We start from the raw sequence: 18238 nt of genomic DNA, 5'->3' as shown, positions 1-18238 counted from the left end.
GTGCGCTCCGCGCCGGACGGTGGCTCGGTCCGTGCCGCGGTCAGCCGGTGGTGCAGGAGGTGCCGTTGAGCGTGAAGTTGGTCGGCGAGGAGTAGGACCCGCTGTAGGTCCCCTGGTAGCCGAACGAGGCGGTCGCGCCCGGCGCCAGGGTGCCGTTCCAGGCGATGTTGCGGGCCGTCACCGAGGAACCGCTCTGCGACACGGTCGCGTTCCACGAGCTGGTGATCGACTGCCCGGCCGGCAGCTGGTACGCCAACGTCCACCCGTTGACGGTGCCGCTACCCGTGTTGGTGATCCGCACCTCGGCGGTGAAGCCGCTGTTCCAGGTGTTCGGGGTGTAGCTGACCCGGCAGGCGCCGCTGCCCGGCGGCGGCGTGGTGGGCGGCGGCGGCGCGGTCGTGGGTGGCGGTGCCCCGCCGGTGTTGACCGCCGCCGAGAACGAGTTCACCCCGATCCCGACGCCGCCGTTCCACGGCTCGAAGCCGGCCTGGATGCTGGTCAGGTACCACGAGTTGGTGATCTGGCCCCGGTTGCGCACGTCGGCGATGAAGGCCATCGCGTCGAAACTCCAACTGCTGAACGACGACTGGGCGAGGTACGACACCACGTTGTTGCTGCCGTTGCTGCCGGTCCAGACCTGGAAGCTGCGGCCGGCGATGGTGGTGGTGCCGACCGGTGAACCGATCGGTTGGATGGAGCCCTGCCGGTGGAACCAGATCATGATCTCCATCTGGCTGACCCCGTCGGTGCGGGGCGTCGGGTCCAGCCAGATGTCGTACGACGCGTTGTAGGTGCCTCCGCCCACGTACGTGTAGTTGATGCTGGTCGGCGCGCTGCTGATCCGGCTGACCTGCATCGGCAGGTTGGTGCCGGGGGAGCAGTTGGTGTAGTGGCAGCCCAGGAAGACCGACGGGTACGACACGGGCGCCCCGTTGGTGGGTGAGCTGCCCTGCTGCGACGTCACCGAGAACCCGGTGCTGGTGACGTTGATGCACTGCTGGGCGGTCGTGCCCCAGCGATTGTTCTGCACCACGTAGCGGCCCTGGATGGTGGTGCTGCCGTACTGCTCGCAGATCACCGTGTCCGCCTGCGCGGGGGCGGCGGTGACGACGGCGAGAACTCCGCCGACGAGGAGCGCCGCTGCGGCCGCTGCGGCGCGGCGGATGGGACGTCTCATTGCACTCCTTCGGTGTCCGTGCTGGGTGCGGATAGGAGGGTTCAACGTGACGGGAGCGCTCCCACAAAGCTATGACACATTTACATGTATGAAAAGAGTCGGCAATGCCGGCCGGTGGCCGGGGCCGGCTGGCGATCCGGACCGCCAGCCGGCTACCCGCAGGTGATGGCGGAATGCCGTTCATCATGTCGAACGTCGCTGGCGGACGCCCGGACGCCCGTCAGCGGGTCGACGGCCGGGGATCAGTGGGTGACCAGGGTGCGGGCGGCGCGGACCTGCCCGGCGGCCGCCCGCAACGCCTCGACGATCCGGGCCTCGACCGCGTCGTCCCACCTGGCCGACGGGATGGAAAGGCTGATCGCGTCGGTCGCCGGCCGGCGCAGCGGCATCGCCATCGCGACGCAGACGATGCCCTCGGCGTTCTCCGCACGATCAACCGCGTAACCGCGGTCGCGGATCTCGGCCAGTGCGGCGTGCAGGGTGGCCGGATCCTCGATCGTCTGTGGGGTCATCCGGCGCAGTGGCCAGGTCAGCAACCGGTCGACGGTGTCGTCGGGGTGCTCGGCGAGCAGCGCCTTGCCCAGCGCGGTGGCGTGGGCCGGCAGGTGCCGCCCGATCGCGCTGTACAGCCGCAACGGGTGGATCGACTCGCGTTTTGCCAGGTAGACGACGTGTGGCCCGTCCAGTCGACCGAGGTGGACGGTCTCGCCGAACTGCCCGGCCAGCTCGTCCAGGACGGTGTCGAGCAGGCTGACCGCGTCGTCGGCGGCGAGGTAGGCGGCACCGACCTGGAGCGCGCGTACCCCGAGGCCGAACCGGGTGCCGGTCGGATCGGTCTCCACCCAGCCGCGCTGCAGCATCGTGCGCAGGATCCCGTGCAGGCTGCTCTTCGGGATCTCCAGCAGTCGGGCCAGGTCGCCCAGGGACTGCTGACCGGGCGCGGCGGCCAGTGCCTCCAGCACCTCCAGCGTGCGGCCGGCGGACTTCACCGGTTGGAATCCATCGCGCACCGTCATGGCCGTCACTGTAGCCGGGTTGACAGCATCGATGCCTTGAGTATCGTCACGTATGTGACCAACGTTCAAGATGACGAACAGACACCCGAGCCGGTCGCCGCTGGTGACGTCACGTCGGTGATCGGTGCCGGTCGGATCGTCCCGGTGGTGGTGCTGGCCGACCCGACCGGTGCCGCGCCGCTGGCCGAGGCGTTGGCCGCCGGCGGGCTGCGTACCGCCGAAGTGACCTTCCGGACCCCGGCGGCCGCCGACGCGATCGCGGCGATGGCCACCCGGACGGACCTGGTGGTCGGCGCCGGCACGGTGCTCACCGCCGAGCAGGTCGACCGGGCCGTCGACGCCGGTGCCCGGTTCGTGGTCAGCCCCGGCTTCGGGCCCGCCGTTGTCCGCCGCTGCCAGCAGCGCGGCGTGCCGGTCTTCCCCGGCGTCGCCAGCGCCACCGAGATCCAGATGGCGCTCGACGCCGGCCTCGACACGGTGAAGTTCTTCCCGGCCGAGCAGCTCGGCGGCATCGGGATGGTCGCCGCCCTCGCCGCCCCGTTCCGTTCGGTCCGGTTCATTCCGACCGGCGGCGTCACCACCGGCAACCTCGCCGGTTATCTGGCCCACCCGGCGGTCCTCGCCGTCGGCGGCACCTGGATGGTCGCCCCGCGCCTGCTCGCCGCCGGCGACTGGGCCGAAGTGACCCGGCTGACCGCCGCCGCCGTCGCCGCGGCCCGGGCCGCCACCCGATCCTGACAAGGAGCCAACAGATGTCCGGACAGCCCACCGCCGGGGCGGCGTCGCTGCGCCCCCGACCGGCCGCCGAGTGTCGCTACGACCTGGTCTCGCTCGGCGAGATCATGCTGCGGCTCGACCCGGGCGAGGGACGGGTCCGCACCGCACGCTCGTTCCGGGTCTGGGAGGGCGGTGGCGAGTACAACGTGGCCCGGGGCCTGCGTCGCTGCTTCGGTCTGCGGACCGCGGTGGTCACCGCGTTCGCCGACAACGAGGTCGGGCGGCTGCTGGAGGACCTCGTGCTGACCGGCGGCGTCGACACCTCGTACGTGCGCTGGCTGCCCTACGACGGGACCGGCCGCGCCGTGCGCAACGGACTGAACTTCACCGAGCGGGGCTTCGGGGTCCGGGGCGCGGTCGGCACCTCCGACCGGGGGCACAGCGCCGCCAGCCAGTTGCGCCCCGACGACGTCGACTGGGACCACCTGTTCGGCACGCTCGGCGTTCGTTGGCTGCACACCGGCGGCATCTACGCCGCGTTGTCCGAGACCACCCCGGAGACCATCGAGGCGGCCATGGTCGCCGCCCGTCGGCACGGCACGATCATCTCGTACGACCTGAACTACCGGCCCAGCCTCTGGAAGGCTGTCGGCGGCCAGTCCCGGGCACAGGAGGTCAACCGGCGGTTGGCCGGCTACGTCGACGTCATGATCGGCAACGAGGAGGACTTCACCGCGAGCCTCGGGTTCGCCGTACCGGACACCGACGACAGCCTGTCCGAGCTGGAGGTGGCGAACTTCCAGCGGATGATCACCGAGGTCACCCGGGCGTACCCGAACTTCGCGGTGGTCGCCACCACGTTGCGGACGGTCCGCACGGCGACGGTGAACGACTGGGGAGCGATCGCCTGGTCCGCCGCGACCGGCTTCGTCCAGGCCACCCACCGGCCGGGACTGGAGATCCTGGACCGGGTCGGCGGGGGCGACAGCTTTGCCTCCGGGCTGGTCTACGGCCTGCTCGAAAAGGGCGACCTCGCGACGGCGGTCGAGTACGGTGCCGCGCACGGCGCACTGGCGATGACCACGGCCGGTGACACCTCGACGGCCAGTCTCAAGGAGGTGGAGGCGCTGGTCGGCGGTGGCGGTGCGCGGGTGCAACGTTGAGCGTGGACTCCCGCTGGCCCGCCGCACCGGTTAAGATTTCCATCGGTGGATATTTCCCATCGATCTGATTCACGGACCGGCGCGTACAAACAGGGCGGAATAGGCCTACCGCAGGCGGTGTTGCCGGCAGTAGTCTCTTGGCTCCGATGAGTGTCTATTCCCCCGGAGGCGGCGCGGACCATGGCTCAAGCACCCATGCGCGTGCTCGTCGTCGGTGCCAGTGTCGCCGGCCTGGCTGCGGCCCGAGCGCTGCGGCTGGCCGGCCTGCGGCCCCAGGTGGTGGAGAAGCTCGACCCGACCGTGGTGCCCACGGCCGGCATCTTCCTGCCCGGCAACGCGATCCGCGCCCTGCGTGACCTCGGCCTGGACAGTCCGCTGCGCCCGCTCGGAGCCGTCGTGCGTCGACAACGGTTCCTCGACGTCGCCGGTACCGAGTTGTGCGCCGTCGACCTCGACCGGCTCTGGCAGGGGGTCGGCGAGTGCCGGGCACTGCCAAGGGCCGACCTGCACCGGGTGCTGCTCACCGGGGCCGGCGGTGCGGTCCGGCACCGGACCGAGGTCCGGGAGCTGGAACTCGGTGACGAGACCACCAAGGTCGCGTTCGGCGACGGCTCGTTCGCCGAGTACGACCTGATCGTCGGTGCCGACGGTCGCCGGTCGACGGTCCGGCAACTGGCCGAGCTCGGTGGCGCACCGCATCCGGTCGGCCAGATCGCCTACCGCAGCGTCGTCACCGGCGGCCCGGAGATCACCGAGTGGACCGCCCTGCTCGGCCGGCGCTGCGGCGTCGTGCTGACGCCGATGGGCTACGGCCGGACCTATCTGTACGCCGACGAACGGCTGCCGGCCGGGTCGGCGCCACCGGCCGACCCGCTGCTGCGGCTGCGGGAGCTGCTCGCCGACTTCCGTGGCCCGGTCCCGGCCGTCCTGGACGCGGTGGAGAAGGTGCAGGTCGCCGTCACCGACGAGGTCGAGCTCGGCAGCTGGTCACGGGGGAACGTGGTGCTGGTCGGTGACGCCGCCCACGCCACCGCGCCGACCCTGTCACAGGGGGCGGCGATGGCGTTCGAGGACGCGCTGGTGCTGGCCGAGCTGGTCCGCGACCGACCCACCGTGGTCGAGGCGCTGGCCGGTTACGAGAGCCGCCGCCGGCCGCGTACCCGATGGGTGCTGGAGCGGACCCGCGACCGGGACCGGACCCGCGACGTCGCACCGCACCTTCGTGACCGGCTGCTGCGTGCCGAGGGCGCCCGGATCCTCGCCGACCACTACCGGCTGCTCGTCGATCCGGTGTGACAGGCCGGGCGGCTCTGCCCGGTCGCTCCGCCCGGTGGCCACGGTGCCACCCGGCCGATGGTGACCCGGCCACGGGTGCGGGCACCCGGCGTGCGGACCCACCGTGAACGGGGACTATCCTGCCTGCGAGGCACGGCCAGCGGAGCACCAGCGCGGGCGCCGTGGGATTGACGAGAACCGGAGGCCATTCGTGACCACCGTCGCACCGAAGCCGATCGCGACCCGGCCCTTCCCGGTCCACCAGCCGGTCCGGGGCTCGGCCATGGCGCGGCTGCTGCGTACGACCGACGCGAAGCAGATCGGGATCATGTACATGATCACCGCCTTCGTGTTCTTCATGATCGGCGGCCTGATGGCGCTGATCATGCGGGCGGAGCTGGCCCAGCCCGGGATGCAGTTCCTCTCGCCGGAGCAGTACAACCAGCTGTTCACCATGCACGGCACGATCATGCTGTTGTTCTTCGCGACGCCGATCGTGTTCGCCTTCGCGAACTACATCACGCCGATCCAGATCGGCGCTCCGGACGTGTCGTTCCCCCGGCTGAACAGCTTCGCCTACTGGCTGTACCTCTTCGGCGGCACACTGGCCATGGGTGGCTTCCTGACCCCCGGTGGTGCCGCCGACTTCGGTTGGTTCGCCTACACCCCGTTGAGCAGCGTCGAGCACTCGCCCGGTGTCGGCGCGAACATGTGGATCGTCGGCCTGGCGATCTCCGGCCTCGGCACCATCCTCGGCGCGGTCAACATGATCACCACGATCCTGACCCTGCGCGCCCCCGGCATGACGATGTTCCGGATGCCGATCTTCACCTGGAACATCCTGGTCACCAGCCTGCTGGTGATCATGGTCTTCCCGCTGCTGGCCGCCGCGTTGTTCGCCCTCGCCGCCGACCGGATGCTCGGCGCCCACGTCTACGCCCCGGAGACCGGCGGCCCGCTGCTGTGGCAGCACCTGTTCTGGTTCTTCGGGCACCCCGAGGTCTACATCGTCGCGCTGCCGTTCTTCGGCATCATCAGCGAGGTCATCCCGGTCTTCTCCCGCAAGCCGATCTTCGGCTACAAGGGTCTGGTCGGTGCGACCATCGCGATCGCCGCGCTGTCCATGAGCGTCTGGGCGCACCACATGTTCGCCACCGGGGCGGTGCTGCTGCCGTTCTTCAGCTTCCTGAGCTTCCTGATCGCCGTACCGACCGGCATGAAGTTCTTCAACTGGATCGGCACGATGTGGCGGGGCCAGATCAGCTTCGAGACGCCCATGCTCTGGGCGATCGGCTTCCTGGTGACCTTCCTCTTCGGTGGCCTGTCGGGCGTGCTGCTGGCCAGCCCGCCGATCGACTTCCACGTCTCCGACTCGTACTTCGTCGTCGCGCACTTCCACTACGTGCTGTTCGGCACGATCGTGTTCGCGGTGTTCGCCGGCATCTACTTCTGGTTCCCGAAGTTCACCGGGCGGATGCTCGACGAGCGGCTCGGCCGGGTCCACTTCTGGCTGACCTTCGTCGGTTTCCACACCACCTTCCTGGTGCAGCACTGGCTCGGCGCCGAGGGCTTCCCCCGCCGGTACGCCGACTACCAGGCGATCGACGGCTGGACCACGCTGAACATGATCTCCACGGTCGGCTCGTTCGTCACCGGCATCTCGACGCTGCCGTTCATCTACAACGTGTGGAAGTCGTACAAGGCCGGTCCGCTGGTCGACGTCGACGACCCGTGGGGCCACGGCAACTCCCTGGAGTGGGCCACCAGCTCCCCGCCGCCGCTGCGCAACTTCGACCGGATGCCCCGGATCCGGTCCGAGCGGCCGGCGTTCGACCTGAAGTTCCCGGAGCTGGCCGCCGGCCACCAGTCGGTGGCGGGCCCGCCGGAGGGCGGCGCCAAGCCGCTGACCAGCGAATCCGACGGCGGTGCCACCTACCAGGAAGACACCGCGACCAACGTCGACAAGCGCTGACCGACCCCGGCCGGGCTGCCGGTTAACCTGGGGAAATGGGTGACCAGCGGTTCACCGGCGCGGCCGGTCTCGCCGGGTTCAGCCAGGTGGTCCGCGAGTCGCTCGTTCCCCAGACGATCACCGTCGGCGACCCGGCGGCCTTCCAGGCCCGGATGACGGACGTGGAGATCGGCCGGCTGCGGCTGGTCTCCGCCGCGCTCGACCCGATCCGGGCGCAGCGTACGGCCGCGGCGACGACCGCAGCGGCCGGGGTGTTCCTGCTGCTGAGCCTGCGGGCACAGGGGGAGATCCGGCACCGCCACGGACACGAGGCGATCGTGCCGGGCCGGCTGGTCGTCGTACCCGGTGCCGAGGAGTTCACCGTCGAACACGCCTCGGCGGCGCGGGTGATCTTCGTCGTGCTGCCGGAGCCGGTGGTCACCGCCCGGTATCCGCTGCTGGACGGCCCGATCCGGTCGGCAGCGGTGGAACCGGTGGCCGCGGCGCTGATCCGGCAACTGCCGCACCTGATGTCGGCCGCCGAGCACGCCGGTACGGCCGGCCAACCGGACGAACTCTCCGGGATCCTCGACGCGCTGCTGCACCTGACGCTGCGGCGCACCATCGGGGACACCACCGGGCAGCCGCTGCTGGCCCTGCGGGTGGCCGTCGAACGGCTCGTGGAGCAGGAGCTGGCCCGGCCGGACGGCGCGCCACCGCAGCTGGGCGTGTCGGATCTGGCCGCCCGGCTGGCGGTCTCCGTACGGCAGCTGCACCGGGCGTTCGAGTCCTCCGGCGGCACGGTCGCCGACTACGTACGGCAGCGTCGCCTGGCGGCCTGCGCCCGGGCGCTGCGCGAGTCGTCGGCGACGGTCACCGAGCTGGCACACCGGTACGGCTTCTCGTCCGCCTCGCACCTCGGCGTGCTGTTCCGCCAGCGGTACGGGACGAGCCCGGGGCAGTGGCGCGCAGCTGACAGGGATCCGGCGCCGCGCTGATATCACCGCCCGGATCGACCGACCTAGCGTGAAGCCTCCCGAAGGAGGAGGTCATCATGCGGTTCGTCCTGGTACACGGCTCATGGCACGACGGCGGCTGCTGGGACGGGGTGCGCCGGCATCTTGTCGCGGCAGGGCACGAGGTGCACGCGCCGACGCTGCCCGGCAACGGCGTCGGCGGCGATCCGACGGTGACGATGGCGCAGACCGTCGGCGCCGTGACCGACCTGCTGGTCGATGCGGACCTGCGGGACGTGGTGCTGGTCGGGCACAGCTTCGGCGGGGCGGTCGTCCAGGCGGTCGCCGTCGCGGTGCCGCAGCGGCTCGCCCGCCTGGTGTTCCACAACGCGTACGTCCTGGGCGACGGGGACAGCGTGTTCCAGCACGTGCCGCCGTCGGCGGCGAGCGCCTTCCAGACCCTGGCCTCCGAGCAGGGCACGCTGATGCTGCCGTACGAGGTGTTCCGTGCGTCCTTTCTGCAGGATGCGGACGAGGCCACCGCCAGGGCCGCGTACGCCCAGCTGACCCCGGAGCCGCTGGCGCGTTCGGCCGAGCCGCTGCCGTTGCCCGGGTTCACCGGGCTGGCGGTGCCGCGCAGCTACGTGTACGCCACCAACGACATCGCCTTCCCGGCGCAGGAGTTCACCTGGCATCCCGGCCAGTCCGGTCGCCTCGGCGAGTTCCGCCTGGTGGAGCTGCCAGGCTCGCACGAGGTGATGTTCAGTGATCCGGCGGCGTTGGCGCAGGCGCTCGACGCGGCCGGGCGGGTGGGCTGAGCGGTGACCGGGCTGCTCGACGGGTCGGTGGGTGACCTGGTCGCCGCCGTGCTCGCCGGTGAGGTGGATCCGGCCGAGCTGGTGCAGGCCGCCGCCGCCCGGATCGAGGCGCGTGATCCGGGCGTCGGAGCGGTCGTGCTGCTGGACCCGGACCGGGCGCTGCGCCGGCTGCGTCGTGGCCGGCGACCAGCGGGACCGCTGGCCGGCCTGCCGTACCTGGTCAAGGACCTGCACGCGGAGGTCGACGGGTTGCCGCTGACCCGGGGCAGCCGACTGTTCGCCGGCCTGCCCCCGGCCGGCACCTCGACGTTGGTCGCCCGGCTCGAAGCGGCCGGCGCGCTGGTGATCGGGCGGACCAGCTCACCGGAGTTCGGCCTGAACATCAGCACCGAACCGGTGCTGTACGGTGCCACCCGCAACCCGTGGGATCCGCGGCGCTCGGCCGGCGGCTCCAGCGGCGGCGCGGCAGCGGCGGTCGCCGCCGGGATGGTGCCCGCCGCGCATGCCAGCGACAGCGGCGGGTCGATCCGGATTCCAGCGGCGTGGTGCGGGCTGATCGGCTTCAAACCGACCCGTGGCCGCAACCCGGCCGGGCCGTACCGGGTCGACGACTGGGGCGGGCTCAGCCACGAGCACGCGATCACCCGGACGGTTGCCGACTCGGCGTTGCTGCTGGCGGTCACCGCCGGACCGGCGCTCGGCGAACCGTACGGCGTACCGGCGGACCGGGCCCACCCGCATCCGTTGACGGTGGGGGTGCTGGTCGACACCCCGTCCGGAGACCCGGTCGCACCGGCGTACCGGCGGGCGGTCGACGAGTGCGCCGCCGCGCTGGCCGCGCTGGGCCACCGGCTCGTGCCGCTGCCAGCCGTGTCGGCCGCCGGCCGGCTCGGGCCGGTGCTCGGTACGGTGATCGCCGGCCACGTCGCGGCGATGGTCGACGATCTGGCGCGGGCCACCGGTCGGCAGGCCGGGCCGGACACGGTGGAACCGGCGGTGCTCGACCTGATCGAGCGGGGGCGGCGGGCCGACGCGGTGACCCAGGTACGGGCGACGCTGGAGCTGCGCCGACTCGCCGGCGAACTGGCCGCCGCCCTGGCGGCCGTGGACCTCGTGCTGACTCCCACGACCGCCTGCCCCGCTCCCCGGCTGGGTGAGCTGCACACCGACCGGTCAGCGGCCGAACTGTTCCAGCAGATCTTCACGATCTCGCCGTTCGTCGGCATGTTCAACGTGACCGGTGGGCCGGCGGTGAGCCTGCCCTGGGGCCTCGACGACGACGCGATGCCGGTCGGCCTCCAGCTCGCCGGGCATCCCGGTGCCGACCACACGGTCCTCGGAGTCGCCGCCGACCTGGAGCGGAGGCACCCCGACCGGGTGCGGTTGCGGCGGCCCTGACCGGCGGGCGCGGTCGGGTCGACGGCTGCGGTTGGGTCGACGGCTGCGGTTGGGTCGGCGGCTGCGCCCGTGTCGACGGCGCAGAGCCAGCAGCGGCAACGCCAACAGCAGGCCGGCGCTGCCGACGGCGGCGAACCCCCAGGTCGGGCTGCTGGCGTCGATCACCGCGCCGGTCAGCGGCGCGCCGACGGCCATCCCGACGGTCATCGCCGACCCGTGCAGGCCCATCGCCTCGCCGCGTACCGCCGCCGGCGCCAGCCGGCTGACCGCGTCGGACGTCGCGGCGATCGTCGGCGCGCAGAGCAGGCCGGCCGGGGCCAGCGCCAGGCCCAGCGTCCACCAGGATCCCGCGCCGAGCCCGACCGGGATCGTGGCGACGGCCAGTGCCACCATCAGCCCGACCGGCGGCACCCCGCGCCGGGCCGCGCCGTAGGCGAACCCGCCGACCAGGGAGTAGGCGCCCCAGGCGGCGAGCACGACGCTGCTGAAGACCAGCTCGTCACTGGCGCGCAGGGCGGCGATCAACGCCACGTCGGTGCCGCCCAGCACCAGGGTCGACGCCGCGCCGACCGCCAGCACGCCGAGCAGGTGCGGGGTGAGCCAGTCCCGGCGGGCGACGCGCACACCGGCCCGCACCGGCTCCTCGTGCCGGGCCCGGATCGGCGGGTCGACGACGAACAGCGCCGACCCGGCGGCGACCAGGCCGGCACCGACCGCGAGCATCGCCACCCGGGGGGAGACCGCGGTGGCGAGTAGTACGGCCAGCGCTGGGCCGATCATGAAGGAGAGCTCGACCGACATCGAGTCCAGGGCGTACGCGGGCCGCCGCTGCGCGGCCGGGACCAGCGCGGCCAGCGACTGCCGGATCACCGAGAACACCGGCAGGCTGAGCAGGCCGGCGACGACCGCGGCGACCAGCAGAGCGGGGTACGGCAGCGCCTGCGCCACCGCCCAGAACGTGCCCTGGGCGAGCACCGAGCCGGCCAGCACCGGGCGTAGCCCGTGCCGGTCGACCAGCCGGCCCAGCATCGGCGCACCGATCGCGGCGCCGACGGTCAACGCGGTGCCGGCCAGACCGGCCGCCGCATAGCCCCGGCGCAGCTCCAGCACGACGTACAGGGTCAGCGCCACACCGGCGGCGGTGTTGGGCATCCGGGCCAGCACCGACAGCGCCAGCAGCCGGGCCACGCCGGGCAGCGCCAGCGCCTCCCGGTAAGGGGTCAGGGTCATCGGCGGTGTTACCTCCGGCCGGCATCATGCCCGCCGGGTACGACATCCGGCCAGTCAGTTTCCGCGCGACGACCCGCCGACGGGTCAGGCCGGCCGCAGCACCGGGGCACCGGTCAGGGTCACGCCGGCGGCGCGCATGGTGTCCAACGCCACCTCGGTGGTCTCCCGGGCCACGCCGGCGGTCAGGTCGAGCAGCACCGTGGTGTCGAACCCGGCACGGGCGGCGTCCAGCGCGGTCGCCCGTACGCAGTGGTCGGTCGCGATGCCGACGACGTCGACCCCGGTGACGCCGCGCTCGCGCAGCCAGTCGGCCAGGCCGACGCCGTCGTCGCTGCGGCCCTCGAAACCGGAGTACGCGGCGGCGAACTCGCCCTTGTGGAACACCGCCTCGATCCGCTCGGTGGTCAGCCCCGGATGGAAGTCGACCCCGCCGGTGCCCACCACACAGTGCGCCGGCCAGGAATCGACGTAGTCCGGCGGATCGCCGAAGTGCGCGCCCGGGTCGACGTGGTAGTCCTTGGTCGCGACCACGTGCCGCCAGCGCTGAGCTGGCGCCTGGGCGACGGTGCGGGAGATGCCCGCCGCCACGTCCGCGCCGCCACCGACGGCGAGTGAGCCGCCCTCACAGAAGTCGTTCTGCACGTCGACGATGATCAGTGCCCGGTGCATACCTGTCCTTCCTGTTCCGCCCGCTGTCAGTGGGTCCGGCGTCAGTCGGCCGGCACGATGGTGACCGGCACCGCCGGATCCCCGGCGGACAACTTCAGCCCTTCCCACGGGATCGAGATCAGGCAGCGCCGCAGGTGCTCCCGGGAGTCGGCCAGGGTGGGCCGGTCCAACGGTTCGCCGGCGGCGACGAAGGAGCGCTGCAGCACCCGGTCGCCGTTGACCCGGTCCGGTACGCCCTGCGAGACCACGATCTCCTCGACTGCGGTGCCGGTCGGCTTGTGCCGACGTACCGCCACCTTCCGGCCGCCGACGGTGGCCTTGTTCTCCGACCGCTTCACCACCGGCCGGCCGTCGACCTCGACCAGCTTGTAGACCAGCCCGGCGGTCGGGGCGCCGGAGCCGGTCACCACGGCGGTGCCGGCACCGTAGGAGTCGACCGGCTCGGCGGCGAGCGCCGCGATCGCGTACTCGTCCAGGTCGCCGGAGACGATGATCTTCGTCTCGGTGGCACCCAGCGAGTCGAGCAGCTCCCGGGACTGCTGGGCCAGCACCGACAGGTCACCGGAGTCGATCCGGATCGCCCGCAGCTCCGGCCCGGCCACCGCGATCGCGTTGCGGATGCCGTCGCTGATGCTGTACGTGTCGACCAGCAGGGTCGTGTCCCGCCCGTGGGTGGCCACCTGGGAGGCGAACGCGGCCCGCTCGTCGTCGTGCAGCAGGGTGAACGCGTGCGCCGAGGTGCCCGCCGTCGGGATACCGAACCGTTCGCCGGCGGCCAGGTTCGACGTCGCGGTGAAGCCGGCCAGGTACGCCGCCCGCGCCGCCGCCACCGCCGCCTGCTCGTGGGTACGTCGCGAACCCATCTCGATCACCGCGCGGCCGCGGGCGGCGGTCACCGACCGGGCCGCCGCCGCCGCGATCGCGCAGTCGTGGTTGAGTACCGACAGCACCAGCGTCTCCAGCAGCACGCATTCGGCGAAGGTGCCGGAGACGGTGAGGATCGGCGAGTTCGGGAAGAACATTTCGCCCTCGGCGTACCCGTCGATGTCGCCGGTGAACCGGTAGTCCGCCAGCCACCGGGCGGTCTGCGCGTCGACCACGCCCCGCTCGCGCAGGTGCCCGAGGGTGCCTTCGTCGAAGCGGAACTCGGTGATCAGGTCGATCAGCCGGCCGGTGCCGGCGACCACGCCGTAGCGTCGCCCGGTCGGCAGCCGGCGGGCGAAGACCTCGAAGACGCACTGCCGGTGCGCGCTGCCGTCGGCCAGCGCGGCGGCCAGCATGGTCAGCTCGTAGTGGTCGGTCAGCAGCGCGGGACTGGAGCTGGTCACCCGGCTACTGTACGGCCGCCGGCCCGGCCGGGGCCGGCCTGGCCCGGTACGCCGGCGGCGGCCCCGTCCGGCAGTGCCCGCAGCGCACCGGCCAGCTCGCCCCGCCCGGTCACCCCGAGCTTGCCGTACGCCCGCTGCAGGTGGTTCTCGACGGTACGGATCGACAGGTACAACTGTTCGGCGATGTCGCGGCTGGCCACCCCGGCCGCCGCCAGCTTCGCCACCTGGTGTTCCCGGTCGGTCAGGTTCGGCTGCCCGGCCCGCAACGCCGGGGTGTGCACGTCGGAGCAGTGCGCCATGAACTCGCCGAGCAGCACGTTGGTCTGCCCGGCCAGCGGGGAGCGGGCCAGCCGCAGTCGGCGGACCGCCATCGCGGCGGCCTCGGCGGCGAACAGGTACAGGCCGTTCTCGGCGAAGCCGTTCGCGGCGCGCAGCAGCTCCCCGTACGGGCCGTTGGTCGCCCCCCGGGCCTGGCGCAGGATCAGGCCGGGCAGCGGGCCCTCGACGACCGACGCCAGTTCGGCGAGCCGGTCCACCGCCAGATCGGCCCGACCGAGGCGGACCAGGTCGTGCAGGGCGGTCAGTTCGTGACCGGCGAACCCGTCGGTGCGCAGCCGGGCCGCCAGCTGGCGGAGCATGCCGACCGCCCCGGCGACGTCGCCCTCGGCGACCGTCACCCAGGAGCGTGCCTGCTCCCGCCACGGGTAGAGGATGGCCATGCCGGGTGCCTGCGCCCGGTCCGAGTCGGTCATCGCCGCCACGGCGGTGGCCGGTTCGTCGCGCAGCGCGGCGGCGTGCGCCCGTTCGGCGTGGGCGAGCCCGGCGAAGACCCGACCGGTGGCGAGCATCGCGCAGGCCTGCAGGCTGTGCCGTAGCGCCTCGTCGAGCCGGCCACGCATCCTGGCCGCCTGCGCGCGGACGACCGACAGGTAGCCGGAGCCGAGCCGGAAGTCGCCGGCGTCGGCCAGGTCGGCGAACTCCTCGGCGACGATCGCGTCGATGCCGGTCAGGTCCCCGGCGAGCACCAGTCGGGTGCCCCGGGCCAGCTCCAGCGCGAGCTGCAGGTACGGCAGTTCGGTTCGCCACCGGGGCGCGTCGGTCTCCACCCGGGCGATGGCCCGTCCGCTGCCGGTCAGATCGCCCTGGGCCGCCTGGAGGTGGGCGATCGTGCACTGGGCCAGGCCGCGCGCCGCGTGGCTGGCCGCCGGCCGGTCCAGTACGGCCCGGGCCAGCCGCAGCGCCGCGTCGCACTCCAGGCGGTGCAGCCGCATGATCGCCTCGAACGAGTTCACCCGGGCCCGGTCGGCCGGGTCCGCCAGGTCGCCGGCGCCGACCGCCAGGTCGTCGATGGTGGATTCGCGGCCCAGTCCCCAGTAGGCGACCAGGCCGAGCACCATCAGCCAACGACTGCGCCGTTCGTCGGTGGTCACCTCGGCGCGGGCCGCCGTCAGGGTGGCCAGCGCCCGGTCCGGTTCGTCGCGGAACATCAGGATGGTCGCCATCAGTTCGGCCGCGTCGAAGCCGCCGCCGACGGCCAGCGCCCGGCCGGCGAGCCGGTCGGCCAACGGAATGTCGTAGCCCACGAAAGCCTGGCTGGCGGCGGCGAGCAGGACGGCCGGGTCGTCGGCGGTGTCCGACTCCAGCCGCCAGACGGCGACCCGCAGCAGGTCGTCGCGGCGGCGGGCACCGGTCTGCTCGACCAGGGTGGCCAGCTGCGCCTGCAGCCGCTGTGACCGGGTCACCGGGCAGCGGCGGCGGACCACTTCGCCGTACAACGGGTGGGCCATGTGGACGTCGTGCCGCCGGTCGTCGACGTCGACCCGGATCAGACCGCGTTCCTCGGCGATCTCCACGTCGGCGTGCCGGCAGGCCTGCAGCAGCAGCCGCAGCCCGATCGGTTGGCCGAAGGCCACCAGTTCGACGACGCCGCGTACCTGCGGGCTCAGCTGGCCGATCCGGGTGTCGATCAGGTCGGTCAGGCTCGGGGCCAGCTCCAGCCGACCGGTCCACCGCCAGACCCCGTACGTCTGGGTCAGCTCCTGTCCGGACTGCGCCGCGATGATCAGCTCGCGGAGCAGCAGCGGGTTGCCTTCGGACAGTCGCCAGAGCCGCTCGGCCGAGGCCGGGTCCAGCTCGCCGCCGAGCAGTTCGGCCAGCAGCCCGGTGGTGTCGGCGAAGCCCAGCGGCGCGAGCTCCTCGTGCCCGACCAGGTCGTCGGCCCACAGGGCCCGGATCGGCAACGGTACGGGTTCGCCACTGAGCAGGGTGCCGAGCACGGTGGCCCGCTCGGACCGGGCGATCAGGTTGGTCACCGCGGCCGAGGTCGGGTCGAGCAGGTGGGCGTCGTCGATGGCGAGCACGATGGGGCGGCCGGCGGCCCGTTGGCGCAGTGACTCGACCGCCCAGCGCAGCAGGGCCGAGGGCGACAGCCCCGGTGGCTGTTCCGCCGGCAGCACCTGGGCGAGGCCGGCGAAAGGCAGGCCGGCCGCGCTGAGACTGCCCGAGGCGAACCAGACCGCGTACGTCTCGGTCGGCAGGTGGTCGACGACTTCGCGAAGCAGCCGGCTCTTGCCGATCCCAGCGGTACCGCTGAGGATCAGCCCGCGTCCTCCGCTGGTGGCGGCGGTGGACAGTCGGTCGAGCTCCTCGGCCCGTCCCACGAAGCTCCACAGGCCCATGGCAGGGCAGCATATAGAACGATCGCCCAGGGGGAACGCCCGGTGACGGACCGCATTTGAGTATGAAGTGCGTGATCAGTTGAGTAGGGACGCTTCTCGTTGCGTAAGTGATCGTGCACGTAGCGTCGGTGCTGCTGGTGCCCGTCCAGACCAGCATCCGAAGGAGCTCGGCATGGAGCCTGTGACAGCACCGCTGTGCCCGCTGGACACCGGACCCGCCGCGATCGTCCCCCGGCAACGGGGGCCGGCGCGGCGTTGGGCAGCGCCGTCCGGCGAAGAGCCGGAGCGATCCGACGCCGGACCGGGCCCGGTGGCACCGGCACCGGGCGCGTCGCCGCCATCGCGCACCGCGCCGACCCCGGCGGCGGCACGGTCGGCGCGGCGGCCACCGCTGGCCGGGTCGGTACGCGGCGTCACCCCGCCGGCCGACGAACCGGTCGGGGCGGTCGTCGTCGGGGCCGGCCGGGACAGCCGTGGCGCGGTCGTCGCCGCGCTGCTGGGCGCACCGCTGCCGGTGCGCCGGCCGCCGGAGAGCTTCCTGCTCGTCCGGCACGGTCCGGCGGCCCGGATCGCGGCGTTCCTGCCCGGTTGGCCGCACCCCTGGCCGGTCCCGACCCGCGCGGCCCGCACCGGGGCCGGACTGGACCTGCCCCGGCCGCCCCGCCGGGTCGAGGTGCGTCGTCCCGATCAGCTGCTGCGTCACCTGAGCCTGGTGGACACCCCCGACCTCGGTCCGCTGGGCCCGGCCGGGACGCGTGTCCTGGTCGACGCGGTGGCCCGGGCCGGCGCACTGGTGTTCGTGATCGGTGCCGGCCCACCACCGGGGCCGGTCGAGCACGACCTGCTGCGGCAGGCGGTGGCGGCGGGTGCGGCGGTGTTCGTCGTGGTCACCCCCGGCGGCGTACAGAGCGAAGGCGAGGCGCCGCACCGGGCGGCGCTGCTGGCCGCCGTACCGGATCTCGCCGGTGCCCCGTGGTTCGTCGGCGAGCCGGACGCCGGGTCCGTCACCGGTCTGCGTCGCCAGCTGATCGACTGGGCGGACCGAACGGCACTGCACCGCGCCGGAGCCGGACTGGCCGCGTTGACCGGCCTCGACCAGCCGCCCACGCTGCGTACCGACCGGTCGCGACCGGCGGACGGCGACGGGCCGCCCGCGCCGGGCCCGGAGGGAGACTGGTCCCGGCACCTGGACCGCACCGTACGGCGGGCGGGGCAACGGGTCCGCCAGACCCTGGCCATCGAGTTGGCCAACCTGCATCTGGCCGCGGTGCAGGAGATCCTCTTCGGCTGCGGCCCGGCCGGCACCCCGGACCTGCTCGACCGCGAGTTGCTGGCCTTGTCGCTGCGGGCCGGTCACGGCTGCGCCGCGGCGGTGGACGACATCGTCGACGACATGACCGGGTATCTGTTCGCCGCCGAGCCCACGGCGCTGCGGCACGTCCTGCGGGAACTGCTGCGGCGGCGGATCGCCGTCGACCCGCCACCGACGCCGGTCGCGGTGGGCCTGCTGGCCATGGCGGCGGGACAGGTGCAGCGGGTCACGGCCACCGACGCGCCGGACGACGTGCTCGGCGCCGCCGAGGTGGACGTCTTCGCGGCGTACCCGGCATCCTGGTCGCGGTCGGCGCTGCCGCCGCTGGGCCTCGCGCTGGCCGCCGACTGCTGGCACCGCGACGACGGTCCGGCCGGGATGGCGCCGCACCAGGCGAGGACGTGGACCCAGCAGATCCTGCGGGCCGTCGAGATCGAGCTGTCGCGGGAGCTCACGGTCCGGTTCGCCGCGGTACGCCGTGGCCTGTCCAGCCTGCTCTGCGACGTCGTCGACACCGGTGATCCGGCACGGTGACGGGGCCGGTGCCGTT

At 72.9% G+C, this 18238-nt stretch carries 13 protein-coding genes and 1 pseudogene; 8 read left to right on the top strand and 6 right to left on the bottom strand.

The genetic code is table 11. The features are described 5' to 3' along the window. Positions 1-40 precede the first annotated feature (40 nt). On the bottom strand, positions 41-1177 hold the full coding sequence (locus tag ACN28F_RS08535) for a GH12 family glycosyl hydrolase domain-containing protein (protein ID WP_421357407.1): 1137 nt from the start codon (positions 1175-1177) through the stop codon (positions 41-43). A 242-nt stretch (positions 1178-1419) separates the two neighbouring features. After that, positions 1420-2193 carry an IclR family transcriptional regulator gene (locus ACN28F_RS08530; protein WP_421357406.1) on the bottom strand — a complete coding sequence of 258 codons (774 nt, stop codon included), beginning with the start codon at positions 2191-2193 and terminating at the stop codon, positions 1420-1422. Positions 2194-2247: 54 nt separating this feature from the next. On the opposite strand from ACN28F_RS08530, the gene eda reads away from it, so the two are divergent. The 7 genes from eda (at position 2248) to ACN28F_RS08495 (ending at position 10471) form a co-directional block, all read left to right on the top strand. Beyond that, positions 2248-2931 (top strand): bifunctional 4-hydroxy-2-oxoglutarate aldolase/2-dehydro-3-deoxy-phosphogluconate aldolase, encoded by a 684-nt coding sequence (gene eda / locus ACN28F_RS08525; protein WP_421357405.1) that lies wholly within the window; start codon positions 2248-2250, stop codon positions 2929-2931. 14 nt (positions 2932-2945) lie between these two features. Beyond that, a complete protein-coding gene (locus ACN28F_RS08520; RefSeq protein WP_289207498.1) occupies positions 2946-4073 on the top strand; it encodes a sugar kinase in 1128 nt (375 codons plus the stop codon). Between the two features lie 180 nt (positions 4074-4253). After that, positions 4254-5369, top strand: a complete 1116-nt coding sequence (locus tag ACN28F_RS08515) for an FAD-dependent monooxygenase (RefSeq protein ID WP_421357404.1) — start codon at positions 4254-4256, stop codon at positions 5367-5369. Between the two features lie 190 nt (positions 5370-5559). Then, positions 5560-7320 (top strand): cytochrome c oxidase subunit I, encoded by a 1761-nt coding sequence (gene ctaD / locus ACN28F_RS08510; RefSeq protein WP_421357403.1) that lies wholly within the window; start codon positions 5560-5562, stop codon positions 7318-7320. 35 nt (positions 7321-7355) lie between these two features. After that, a complete protein-coding gene (locus ACN28F_RS08505) occupies positions 7356-8297 on the top strand; it encodes an AraC family transcriptional regulator (RefSeq protein WP_421357402.1) in 942 nt (313 codons plus the stop codon). A gap of 56 nt (positions 8298-8353) precedes the next feature. Beyond that, entirely contained in the window at positions 8354-9073 is a 720-nt protein-coding gene (locus ACN28F_RS08500) for an alpha/beta fold hydrolase (protein WP_289207494.1), read from the top strand. A 3-nt stretch (positions 9074-9076) separates the two neighbouring features. Beyond that, positions 9077-10471 carry an amidase gene (locus ACN28F_RS08495; protein ID WP_421357401.1) on the top strand — a complete coding sequence of 465 codons (1395 nt, stop codon included), beginning with the start codon at positions 9077-9079 and terminating at the stop codon, positions 10469-10471. Between the two features lie 51 nt (positions 10472-10522). Here ACN28F_RS08495 and ACN28F_RS08490 read toward each other — a convergent pair. From ACN28F_RS08490 to ACN28F_RS08475, 4 genes and pseudogenes are all read right to left on the bottom strand, one after another. After that, positions 10523-11701: pseudogene (locus ACN28F_RS08490) on the bottom strand (MFS transporter); the annotation flags it as partial. 84 nt (positions 11702-11785) lie between these two features. Further along, positions 11786-12370, bottom strand: coding sequence for an isochorismatase family protein (locus ACN28F_RS08485; RefSeq protein ID WP_289207493.1), 585 nt, complete (start codon positions 12368-12370; stop codon positions 11786-11788). A gap of 41 nt (positions 12371-12411) precedes the next feature. Next, a complete protein-coding gene (locus ACN28F_RS08480) occupies positions 12412-13698 on the bottom strand; it encodes a nicotinate phosphoribosyltransferase (protein ID WP_421357400.1) in 1287 nt (428 codons plus the stop codon). Next, positions 13695-16376 (bottom strand): LuxR C-terminal-related transcriptional regulator, encoded by a 2682-nt coding sequence (locus ACN28F_RS08475; protein ID WP_289207491.1) that lies wholly within the window; start codon positions 16374-16376, stop codon positions 13695-13697. Before ACN28F_RS08475 ends, ACN28F_RS08480 begins: the two co-directional genes overlap by 4 nt. Before the next feature lie 172 nt (positions 16377-16548). Between ACN28F_RS08475 and ACN28F_RS08470 the strand changes: the two genes are divergently transcribed. After that, complete coding sequence (locus ACN28F_RS08470; protein ID WP_421357399.1) at positions 16549-18222, top strand: hypothetical protein; 1674 nt, start codon at positions 16549-16551, stop codon at positions 18220-18222. Positions 18223-18238: the final 16 nt, after the last annotated feature.

The sequence above is a fragment of the Solwaraspora sp. WMMA2101 genome (assembly GCF_049179175.1).
Taxonomy (GTDB): Bacteria; Actinomycetota; Actinomycetes; order Mycobacteriales; family Micromonosporaceae; genus Micromonospora_E.
Note: the sequence above shows the minus strand (reverse complement) of the source record. Positions and strands in the feature narration are given on the sequence as shown.

Coding starts and splice junctions, on each gene's coding strand:
- ACN28F_RS08485 (WP_289207493.1), bottom strand. CDS start 12,370: ATGCACCGGGCACTGATCATCGTCGACGTGCAGAACGACTTCTGTGAG.
- ACN28F_RS08520 (WP_289207498.1), top strand. CDS start 2,946: ATGTCCGGACAGCCCACCGCCGGGGCGGCGTCGCTGCGCCCCCGACCG.
- ACN28F_RS08515 (WP_421357404.1), top strand. CDS start 4,254: ATGGCTCAAGCACCCATGCGCGTGCTCGTCGTCGGTGCCAGTGTCGCC.
- ACN28F_RS08470 (WP_421357399.1), top strand. CDS start 16,549: ATGGAGCCTGTGACAGCACCGCTGTGCCCGCTGGACACCGGACCCGCC.
- ACN28F_RS08535 (WP_421357407.1), bottom strand. CDS start 1,177: ATGAGACGTCCCATCCGCCGCGCCGCAGCGGCCGCAGCGGCGCTCCTC.
- ACN28F_RS08500 (WP_289207494.1), top strand. CDS start 8,354: ATGCGGTTCGTCCTGGTACACGGCTCATGGCACGACGGCGGCTGCTGG.
- ACN28F_RS08475 (WP_289207491.1), bottom strand. CDS start 16,376: ATGGGCCTGTGGAGCTTCGTGGGACGGGCCGAGGAGCTCGACCGACTG.
- ACN28F_RS08530 (WP_421357406.1), bottom strand. CDS start 2,193: ATGACGGTGCGCGATGGATTCCAACCGGTGAAGTCCGCCGGCCGCACG.
- ACN28F_RS08505 (WP_421357402.1), top strand. CDS start 7,356: ATGGGTGACCAGCGGTTCACCGGCGCGGCCGGTCTCGCCGGGTTCAGC.